The sequence below is a fragment of the Mycobacterium sp. genome (assembly GCF_049281135.1).
Lineage (GTDB): Bacteria > Actinomycetota > Actinomycetes > Mycobacteriales > Mycobacteriaceae > Mycobacterium.
Window position 1 is genome coordinate 1 of the sequence record NZ_JBAPRN010000514.1, and the last position, 9,119, is coordinate 9,119.

The window sequence follows — 9,119 nt, forward strand, 5'->3', positions numbered from 1 at the left end:
CTGGTCTACCTGCCACCGGACGTTCAGGATCGGCTGTTCGACAACATCGTGGCCCTGTCCGCAGCGGGCAGCCGCATCGCCACCGAACACATGGACTTGCGCAATGTTCCAGCAGACTGGGCGGACCGGCTCACCGAGCGATCACGTCGGATCGGCTCCAACATCAACCTGGCCGAGCTGTTCTACAGCGGGGACCGCAATCCTGCCGCCGACTATCTCAAAGACCACGGTTGGCACATCGACGTCCAGACAACCTCGCAGATCTACGCGGCCAACGGATTCGAGCTGCCCGACGACGAGCTGGCTTCCTTCGGCGATGGGTCTGGTTACCTGACGGCGACGCTGGCGTAGGTGTGTCGACGCTGGCTTGATGTCTCGCTAGTAGGACTGAGCCAACGGGTTTGGCTCAGTGCTGCAGCGTGTTGAGCCTTTCCTCAACCTGGAGCGCGTGCAACGCGTGCGACGCAGTCTCGTAGCCCTTCACGACGCCCTCTAATCGTGCGGGCGAGCCTTCGAAGCACGCCCAGTCGAAGACAGCTTGGCAGACATGGTCAGCCAAGCTCCGCAAGATGCCGTCTCGAGGCGGGTTGTCGATGACTTTGATCGCCGCCGCGCACAGTGCTCCCTTGTCGACGGTGTCACTGCCTAATGCTTGGTGTGCCAACGACATGAGGTCGCGGGTATGGCCACCCTCGAAGTCCATAAAACTCCTTGCCTCTCCTTGATTCTCAGCCCTGTGCCGTCAGGTTCGCTGTGCATCAGTCGAGACGTAACCTAGCCGAACAACGGGCACACACCGGCCACGTTCCGATAACAGACCTACATCATTCGTGACGGGTCTCGAGGCAATCCGCAAGACGCAGGACACCACGCAGCGCGTGGTCGTACGGTGAGGCCATGCCTGACAGCGTCGCGGAGCTGCAATCAACCGGTGCCTGGCAATTCTTCCAAGACATGCTGCGCGACATGACCACCGTGGTCACCGAGGACGCCGAATGCGAACGCGAGTTTGTCGAGGGACTACGAGTCATCGCGCGAATATCGTCGCTGTGCGCACAACTTTCGGTGGAAGCCGATCCCGACCAGCCATCGTTCTTCGATATGTGTACGCCGACGCGGATGGTCGGCGGCCCCAACCCCGACGGCAACTACTACCTGGCGATGATCCGCGGCGACCGCAGCTACCGGATCATCGGCCACCGGGGTACGAGCGCATACCTCGGGCTCCAGATCCTCGCCGGCACCGGACTCACTCCGCGGCGGATGGCCGGTTATGTCAGCGATGTCGACTTGTCCTTGACGGCGGGACAATTCGAGCTGGTGCTGTCTGAGCATAAGCCCGCCGACCTCAACGGCGCACAGTGGCTGCCGATCCCGGCGGATGCGTCATCGGTAGTTGTGCGCGAATACATCGGCGATCGGGCCACCGAGCAGCTCGCCACACTCCACATCGCCCCGCTGGATCCCGATCCCGTCGTGGCGCTCACCGACAGCGCGCTGTCGGAGCAGTTGACCGCGATGGCCTGGACGTTGATGAAGCTGGCCACGCTGCACCGCACTATCAAGCCCGAGCTCATCGAGCAGCCGAACACCCTGCTGACAGCCCAAGCCGCCGACCTCGGCGACGCCGACACCACGCCGGACAATCTGTACATGATCGGAACCTTTCGACTCGAGCCCGACCAAGCCCTCGTGCTCGACATTCAACCGCCGGCCACCCGCTATTGGAACGTCACACTGGAAAACATCTGGCACGAGTGTCTTGAGCCGCACCGCAGACATAGCTCGGTGACCAACAAAGGCGTCCACGCCGACGCAGACGGACATGTGCGTATCGCGATTTCAGCGCGTGACCTCGGAGTGGGCCACTGGCTCGACACGGGCGGGCGGCACCGCGGCTTTGTCGTACTGCGCTGGCTCGACAATCCCGAACCGCCTACGGTCACCACGTCGATCGACCAGGGCCAGAAATGATTCTGCAGGAACGCTTTTCGCCGGAGAAGCTGGTTGGCGCCGCCTGTGCCCGGGCCGGGCTCGACGACTTCGGCGACGATGGGTGGCAGCCAGGCTTGCAGGTGCTTGTCGACGGCCTCGTCAACGAGGCGCGGCTTTCGGTGATCGGGGTTGAAGTCGCGTATGCCGACCTCATTCGCGCGTTGTCGAACCGTCTCGGTGTAATCGATTGGCGGAAAAAGAATCCCGATGTCGCGGCCGAGCAGATCACCCGCCCCATCGTTATTGTCGGTCAGCCTCGGACCGGCACCACAATCCTCTACGACCTGCTCACCCAAGATCCGGAGTTGCGCGCTCCGTTGACTTGGGAGGTCGACGAGCCATGCCCAGTGCCCCAGCCCGAGACCTATCATGACGATCCACGCATCGCCCAAATCCAAACGAACATTGAACTTTCCGAGCAGATCATTCCCGGCTTCCTCAAGTTCCACCCGATGGGCGCACTGGTGGGTCAGGAGTGCGTCCGGATCACGGGCGGCGAATTCACCAGCATGATCTACTCGGTGCAGTACCGGCTCCCGAGCTACTACCGCTGGCTGCTCTATGACGCCGAATACGCCGGCGCCTACCGCTACCATCGAATGTTCCTGCAACATCTACAATCTGGCGTCCACGGGCAATGGCTGCTGAAATCACCCGCGCACCTGTGGCAGCTCGACGCGCTGCTGGCGGAATATCCGGACGCGCTGATCGTCCAGACTCATCGCGATCCGCTCAACGTCATCTCCTCGATCGCCGCGCTGACCAACCACCTGCGGCGGATGAGCACCGATGAATCCACCGTCGCCGAGTGCGCCGCGCAGAGCTACGAGGAGATCATCGTCGGGCTCGAGCGGGAGATGGCCCTCCGCGACAGCGGGGTCATCCCTGACGATCGGATCATCGACGTCAAGTTCACCGATTTCATGAACGATCCATGGGCCACGATCGGTGGGATTTATCGAGCATTGGGCCGTGAGCTGCGGCCCGAGACCGAGCAACGGATGCACGACTTCCTGGCCGCCCATCCCTCCGACGGCGGGCACGGCCGCTACACCTGGTCAGACACCAACCTCAATGCTGACGAGGTGCGCGAGCGGGTACGCCCCTACCAAGACCGCTACGCCATCCCCACTGAGAAGCTGCGATGACGGGATCGGCAGGTTTTCCCGGGGCGGCCGAATGGATCGCCGAAAACGAGGCCCTGGTGAGCCGCCGTGGACATCGCATCGCTTTCCGGCGTCGCGGGACCGGGCCCACGGTGCTTCTGCTGCACGGGTTTCCGACGTGGTCCTATGACTATGCAGAGGTGGCCACCGACCTGGCCACCGACCACGACGTGATCACCATGGACTTCCTCGGCTACGGCGCATCGGACAAGCCCGACAGCTACCAGTATTCGGTGACCGAATCCGCCGACACCGTCGAAGATCTCGTCGCGCACCTCAACGTCACGTCGGTGCGACTGGTGGCTCACGACTACGGCGGGATCGTCGGTCAGGAACTCATCGACCGGGCCAATCGAGGAGTGCTTCCGTTCGCGATCGACCACCTGACAATGTTGAATTCCGGGATTGTATACAGCGCCTACCGGCCGACGCGCTTGCAGAAGTTGCTCATCCGTCCGGTCATCGGCAAGTTGCTGGCCGGCCAGGTCAGTGCCGCGCGGGTCCGCTCAGCACTCGACGCGGTTCGGGGAACACCGTTGAGTGACAGCGAGTTCGACGACCTCTGGCTGGGTATGTCGCGCGACAACGGGCACAAGCTGTCGCATCTGCTGATCAAGTACAACGCCGAGCGTGCGGCTCACCATCAGCGGTGGGAGTCGGCGCTGGCTGATTGGGCCGGCCCGCTGCGTTTGGTGTGGGGACTCGCGGACCCCGTCTCGGGCGGCCACGTTCTCGAGGTGGCGGTTAAGGCCCTGCCGCGCGCCGTGGTCACTGAGCTTCCCGATGTCGGTCACTACCCCTCGTCCGAAGCCCCACGGGCCGTCGCAGCCGCGGTGCGCGACAGTTACTGAGGGGTCTGTCCGCGAGGAGGTTATTCGGCGGCAACGATTTTGGCGATCTGCTCGGCGACCGCCTTTCGTATCTCGTCGTCGTCGAGATCCTGCAACCCAAACGCGACGCGCAGCGTCGGTCCCATGAGACCCCATCCGATTTGCAGCGCCATCCCGTGGGCAGCCAGCAGTCGCGCGGTGCGGTCATCGGTATGACCAGTTCGCACCTGGTCCAGAAAGGCTTCCATACCGGGAAATCGCTGCTGGAGTTCTTCGACGGGAAATCCGTCGAGCATCGAGCGCACCATCACGCGCGCCTGAATCTCCGAGGTGGCTTCGACGTCCGATGGCGATGCCCCAGACTCCCGCAGGGCCGCAGCCGAGTCGGCAAGGTACTGCAGCGTGGCTGCCAGAAGTTGACGTTTGCTGCCGAAGTGGCGGTGCAGCAGGCCGTGATTGACCCCGGCTCGAGCTGCGACCTCGCGGATGGATGTCGCGGCCGGGCCCTTCTCGGCGAACAGTTCGCTCGCTGCTTGCAAGACGGCCGCGCTGACCTCGTCTTTACCAATTGGCTTCGCCGTGGTCGCAACCGTTGCCTCCGATGTAGCCATCTGTGTACAGTAGCGGACAACGTCGTGTAGTCAGGTGCCTACATGACCGAAACGTCGACAAGGAGCAGCCGTGAGCAGTGATCTTCGTGTGGTCAAGCTGAGCGAGAATATCGGGGCGCGTATCGACGGGGTGCGGCTCGGCGAGCTCGATAGTGAGACCGCGGCAGCGATCAACCAAGCACTGGTCACTCACAAGGTGGTGTTCTTCCGCGGGCAGAAGCACCTCGATGACGACTCCCACTATGCGTTCGCCGAGAGCCTGGGCGTTCCCACGACGCCGCACCCGACGCTCAAGTTCGAGGGCAGCCGGGTTATGCGACTGGAATCCATCGGCGGGAGCGGCGCCAACCAGTGGCACACGGATGTCACGTTCGTCGACCGGCCGCCGAAGGCGTCGATCCTGCGCGCCGTCGAGTTGCCGGCCTACGGCGGCACCACCACCTGGGCCTCCACTGTCGCCGCATATCAGCAGCTGCCCCAGCCTCTCCAGCAGCTGGCCGACGGCCTGTGGGCAATGCACAACAACGCATTCGACTATGGCCAGGTCGACCCTTCGAAGTTAGCGGCCCTGGAAGCTGACCCCGAAGCGGTGTTGAAGTACGCAGCCGAGTTTCAGTCCACCCACTACGAGGCTCATCACCCGGTGGTGCGGGTCCACCCGGAGACCGGCGAGCGCTCGGTGTTGCTCGGCAACTTCGTCAAGTCCATCTTGGGAGTCAATGGCGCCGAGTCGCAGGCATTGTTCCGGATCTTCCAGGATCGGATCACCTGGCTGGAGAACACAATCCGATGGAACTGGGAACTCGGCGATGTCGCGATGTGGGACAACCGTGCGACCCAGCATTACGGCGTCTCCGACTTCGGTAATCAACCGCGCATCATGCATCGGATAACCCTCGCGGGCGATATTCCGGTCAGCGTTCACGGTGAACGCAGCCGCGTCGTCGCCGGGGACGCCGGTGACTATTCAGTGGTGGACACCCCGAGACCACTTGTGGCCTAACCTGAGGCGTCGATACGTCATCAGGAGACCTGGATGGGCTTGCTCGACCACAAAACCGCCGTGATCACTGGCGCCAACTCCGGCATCGGGCTTGCCACCGCCAAGAGGTTCATTGCCGAGGGCGCTGACCGAGTGTTCATTAACGGCCGGCGGAAACCCGAACTGAGCGCTGCGGCAACCCAATTAGGCTCCCGCGCGGTAGCCGTGCCGGGCGATGTCGGAACACCGGGGGATCTCGACCGGCTCTACACCGAGGTTGACGCCGCGGGCAAGGGCCTCGACGTCGTGGTGGCCAACGCCGGCTCCACGAGGGTCGCGCGACTGGGCGAGATCACCGAGGACGACCTCGACGCGCTGCTGACCACCAACGTCAAGGGCGTGGTGTACACCGTCCAAAAAGCCCTGCCGCTACTCAACGACGGCGCCTCGATCATCCTGATCGGGTCCACCACCGCCGACCGTGGTCGCCCGGGACTGAGCGTCTACGCCGCATCCAAGGCCGCCGTGCGATCGTTCGCGCGCGCCTGGGCGAACGAACTCGCTGATCGGAGCATCCGGGTCAACGTCGTCGTGGCGGGATCGACCGCGACACCGGGAAGCGACAATCTGGCCGCACAGACCGATCCCAACTCCTCGATCGAGGAGTTTCGCGCGGCACGCGTTTCGACCATCCCGTTAGGGCGCTTCGCCGATCCTGTCGAGATCGCCAACGCGGCAGTGTTTTTGGCCAGCGACCTGTCCAGCTTCACGACCGGATCCACCATCACCGCCGACGGCGGGTTCAACCAGGTCTGACGTTACTGCGCAAGCAGATTGACGATTCCGGTGAACACCGTGGGCATGGCCTTCGCGGCCGGCACGATGCGCGACCGGATCGGAGCGTAGGCCGAAGCCTGAAGCAGGGCCGCAGTCAGCATGCGGTAGCGCCGAGTCAATTGACGCCATTGCCGGTCGTAATCCTGTGGGCGATCACTCATCACACAGTCGACCAGTAATTCGGCAGCACCGAAAGCCAAGCCAAGACCCTCGCCGGTGAGCGCGTCGACGTAGCCCGCGGCGTCGCCGACAAGCAGGACCCGTCCGGCCGTGCGGCCCGAAACATTCTGCCGCAACGGTCCTGCTGCGCGATCGGGCTCGTGCGGGTGGCCTTCGATCCGATCACGCAGGGCCGGGAATTCCTCGAGATGGCGATCGAATCCCCCCCGGCCGGAACTGAGTAGCGCGATGCCCACGCAATCGTCAGCAATAGGTGTCACGTATGCCTCAGCGCCCGGCGCCCAGTGCACTTCGACGTGGTCCGACCACGGCGCGGTCTGGACGTGTCGGCGGATACCCCAGCGGCGCGGACCGGGACTGGTTTGCTCCAGGCCCAACGAGCGACGGATCGGGGAATGCAACCCGTCTGCCGCGGCGAGGTAACGCGCCCGCCAGTGTCCGGCGCGAACGCCGTCGGCGTCCTGGCTGATCTCCCGGATCTCGTCCTGGACGATGTCAACGCCGGCCTCGACTGCGGCGTCCAGAAGTGCGCCGTGCAGTACGGTCCTGCGCACACCGCGCCCAGTCCCATGCTTGAATTTCGCGTCGACGTGTCGCGTTCCATCACGGTAGCTGATGCCCCGGATCGGCTTGCCGAGCGGATGCACCGCAAGACCTTGAAGATGGCGCAGGGTGTGGGGCATCAGGCCCTCACCGCATGCCTTGTCGATCGGTCCGCTGCGGCGTTCGGCGACAACCACGTGCAGCCCCGCCCGAGCACCGTGGATTGCAGTAGCCAGACCGGCCGGCCCGCCGCCGACGACGAGAAGGTCGATCACTTCAGGCTCGCCAGTGCGGCATTTTCGACCCTGACCCGGGTGCTCAGCAACCACGCGTTGAGGATCGAGAAGGCCAGCGCGGTAACCCATGCCGAGTGCACCAACGGCAGCGCCACACCTTCGGCGATTACCGCGACGTAGTTCGGATGAGGTATCAGCCGGTAGGGTCCGCCGGTCACGCGGCTCGCACCCGGAATGACGATGACGCGGGTGTTCCACTGATAGTCCAGGGTCGTGATGCACCACCAGCGCAGTGCCTGGGCCGCCAGCACAACCACGAACATCGACCAGCCCAAAGCCGGAATGAAGCTGCGGTGCAGCACAATCGGCTCGACCAGGCAGCCCACCAGCAGACTGAAGTGCAAGGCCACCATCGCCGGATAGTGGCCGGCGCCGAGTTCCACGCCGCCGTGCGTCTTACTGACGGCGCGGTTGCGTTCGGCAACCCGCACTTCGATCAGTCGCTCGACGGCGACCGCGACGACCAACAACGCGTACCAAGTCATCGCAGTCTCACCGCCAGCGCAGCATGACGAGCTCGGAGCAGAAGCCGGGGCCCATCGCGAGCAGCATTCCCGGGCTGCCGCTCGGCGGCTGCTTGGCGATCGTGTCACGCAGGACGTGCAGCACCGACGACGACGAGAGGTTACCGACTTCACTCAACGACCGCCACGTCAATTCCAGTGCGTCGGAGGGCAATCCGAGTGATGAGACAATCGCCTCGATGACCTTGGGACCACCCGGATGGCTGACCCATGCACCGATGTCCGGGATACCAACCCCGTACGCAGCCAGCAGGCCTGCTACGTCGTCGGACAAATACTGCTCGACGACGCTGGCGACGTCTGGGGAAAGGATGAGACCGAAGCCGGTCGAACCGATATTCCATCCCATCGTGTCCTGCGAGTCCGGGTACAGGTGACTGCGCGAACCGAGCACTTCGGGTCCACGGGCCCCGATCTGCTCGGCGCGACGTGCACCGACCGCGACGACCGCCGCGGCGCCGTCGCCGAACAGCGACGTCCCGACAAGGGAAGCCAACGACGGGGTTGTCGCGGGGAAGGTGAGAGAGCACAGCTCCACCGACAGCAGCACCGCGACGTCATCGGGCGCGCCGCGCAGGTAGTCGTTGAGCCGGCCCACTCCGGCGGCACCGGCGACGCAGCCGAGGCCGAACATCGGCACCCGTCGTACATCGGGGCGAAGTCCCAGGCGTGTCGCGATGCGGGCTTCGATCGACGGCACTGCGAGACCGGTGACGGTCGTCGACATCACCACGTCGACATCCTGCGGCCGCAACCCCGCTTCATCGAGGGCGGCGGAGATCGCCGCGCAGCCGAGCTCCACCGCGTTTTCAATCCAGATGTCGTTGGCCTTGCCGAAGTCGGTCAGCGAGGCGTACTCCTCGAGCGGCAGCACCAGATAGCGACCGTTGACTTTGGAACTTGCATGGAACTTGCGGAGCAGATCCCCGTGATTCCTGAACGCGGGAAGCCCGGCCAGCATGTCGGTGATTTCATTCTGCGGATAGTGATGCTCTGGCAGGACGCCCTGTACACCCGCTATGACGCTGCCGGCTCTGTGGGCCTGAAATTCATTGCCGTTCTTGGTTTTTCTCATCTGACTCACCTGTCTTGGACGACGTTGGTTGCCGGCACCGTTGCCGCTGCTGAAATTTGTGACCGACCGCGAGTGGGTCC

The 9,119-nt window shown here is 64.0% G+C and carries 11 protein-coding genes and 1 pseudogene; 7 read left to right on the forward strand and 5 right to left on the reverse strand.

The genetic code is table 11. The annotated features are described in order from the left end of the window. Positions 1 to 351: pseudogene (locus tag WAN02_RS20415) on the forward strand (SAM-dependent methyltransferase); the annotation flags it as partial. A gap of 55 nt (positions 352 to 406) precedes the next feature. Here WAN02_RS20415 and WAN02_RS20420 read toward each other — a convergent pair. Then, entirely contained in the window at positions 407 to 703 is a 297-nt protein-coding gene (locus WAN02_RS20420) for a hypothetical protein (RefSeq protein ID WP_422266043.1), read from the reverse strand. Positions 704 to 897: 194 nt separating this feature from the next. Between WAN02_RS20420 and WAN02_RS20425 the strand changes: the two genes are divergently transcribed. The 3 genes from WAN02_RS20425 to WAN02_RS20435 are packed head-to-tail and all read left to right on the forward strand — an operon-like array spanning position 898 to position 4,012. Further along, a complete protein-coding gene (locus WAN02_RS20425) occupies positions 898 to 1,974 on the forward strand; it encodes a DUF1214 domain-containing protein (RefSeq protein WP_422266044.1) in 1,077 nt (358 codons plus the stop codon). Further along, positions 1,971 to 3,143, forward strand: a complete 1,173-nt coding sequence (locus WAN02_RS20430) for a sulfotransferase family protein (protein ID WP_422266045.1) — start codon at positions 1,971 to 1,973, stop codon at positions 3,141 to 3,143. Before WAN02_RS20425 ends, WAN02_RS20430 begins: the two co-directional genes overlap by 4 nt. After that, positions 3,140 to 4,012: an alpha/beta fold hydrolase gene (locus tag WAN02_RS20435; RefSeq protein ID WP_422266046.1), complete on the forward strand. Its 873-nt coding sequence runs from the start codon at positions 3,140 to 3,142 to the stop codon at positions 4,010 to 4,012. The genes WAN02_RS20430 and WAN02_RS20435 overlap by 4 nt, the downstream gene beginning before the upstream one ends. Before the next feature lie 20 nt (positions 4,013 to 4,032). On the opposite strand, the gene WAN02_RS20440 is transcribed toward WAN02_RS20435, so the two are convergent. Further along, entirely contained in the window at positions 4,033 to 4,602 is a 570-nt protein-coding gene (locus WAN02_RS20440) for a helix-turn-helix domain-containing protein (RefSeq protein ID WP_422266047.1), read from the reverse strand. Positions 4,603 to 4,672: 70 nt separating this feature from the next. Here WAN02_RS20440 and WAN02_RS20445 point away from each other — a divergent pair, with 70 nt between their 5' ends. Both WAN02_RS20445 and WAN02_RS20450 read left to right on the forward strand, forming a co-directional pair. Further along, positions 4,673 to 5,605, forward strand: a complete 933-nt coding sequence (locus WAN02_RS20445) for a TauD/TfdA dioxygenase family protein (RefSeq protein ID WP_422266048.1) — start codon at positions 4,673 to 4,675, stop codon at positions 5,603 to 5,605. Positions 5,606 to 5,638: 33 nt separating this feature from the next. Continuing rightward, positions 5,639 to 6,400, forward strand: coding sequence for an SDR family NAD(P)-dependent oxidoreductase (locus WAN02_RS20450; RefSeq protein ID WP_422266049.1), 762 nt, complete (start codon positions 5,639 to 5,641; stop codon positions 6,398 to 6,400). Between the two features lie 2 nt (positions 6,401 to 6,402). Here WAN02_RS20450 and WAN02_RS20455 read toward each other — a convergent pair whose 3' ends face one another. The 3 genes from WAN02_RS20455 to WAN02_RS20465 are packed head-to-tail and all read right to left on the reverse strand — an operon-like array spanning position 6,403 to position 8,985. Further along, a complete protein-coding gene (locus tag WAN02_RS20455; protein ID WP_422266050.1) occupies positions 6,403 to 7,419 on the reverse strand; it encodes an NAD(P)/FAD-dependent oxidoreductase in 1,017 nt (338 codons plus the stop codon). After that, positions 7,416 to 7,925, reverse strand: coding sequence for an isoprenylcysteine carboxyl methyltransferase family protein (locus WAN02_RS20460; RefSeq protein WP_422266051.1), 510 nt, complete (start codon positions 7,923 to 7,925; stop codon positions 7,416 to 7,418). Before WAN02_RS20460 ends, WAN02_RS20455 begins: the two co-directional genes overlap by 4 nt. 7 nt (positions 7,926 to 7,932) lie before the next feature. Next, entirely contained in the window at positions 7,933 to 8,985 is a 1,053-nt protein-coding gene (locus WAN02_RS20465; protein WP_422266052.1) for a type III polyketide synthase, read from the reverse strand. On the opposite strand from WAN02_RS20465, the gene WAN02_RS20470 reads away from it, so the two are divergent. Further along, positions 8,869 to 9,119, forward strand: a 251-nt coding sequence (locus WAN02_RS20470) for a hypothetical protein (protein WP_422266053.1), incomplete at its 3' end; no start/stop codon positions are given. The two genes, WAN02_RS20465 and WAN02_RS20470, sit on opposite strands and share 117 nt — an antisense overlap.

Bases quoted from the DNA above. Each gene is read 5' to 3' on its own strand.
- WAN02_RS20435 (WP_422266046.1), top strand. From the start codon at position 3,140: ATGACGGGATCGGCAGGTTTTCCCGGGGCGGCCGAATGGATCGCCGAA.
- WAN02_RS20425 (WP_422266044.1), top strand. From the start codon at position 898: ATGCCTGACAGCGTCGCGGAGCTGCAATCAACCGGTGCCTGGCAATTC.
- WAN02_RS20460 (WP_422266051.1), bottom strand. From the start codon at position 7,925: ATGACTTGGTACGCGTTGTTGGTCGTCGCGGTCGCCGTCGAGCGACTG.
- WAN02_RS20440 (WP_422266047.1), bottom strand. From the start codon at position 4,602: ATGGCTACATCGGAGGCAACGGTTGCGACCACGGCGAAGCCAATTGGT.
- WAN02_RS20430 (WP_422266045.1), top strand. From the start codon at position 1,971: ATGATTCTGCAGGAACGCTTTTCGCCGGAGAAGCTGGTTGGCGCCGCC.
- WAN02_RS20420 (WP_422266043.1), bottom strand. From the start codon at position 703: ATGGACTTCGAGGGTGGCCATACCCGCGACCTCATGTCGTTGGCACAC.
- WAN02_RS20450 (WP_422266049.1), top strand. From the start codon at position 5,639: ATGGGCTTGCTCGACCACAAAACCGCCGTGATCACTGGCGCCAACTCC.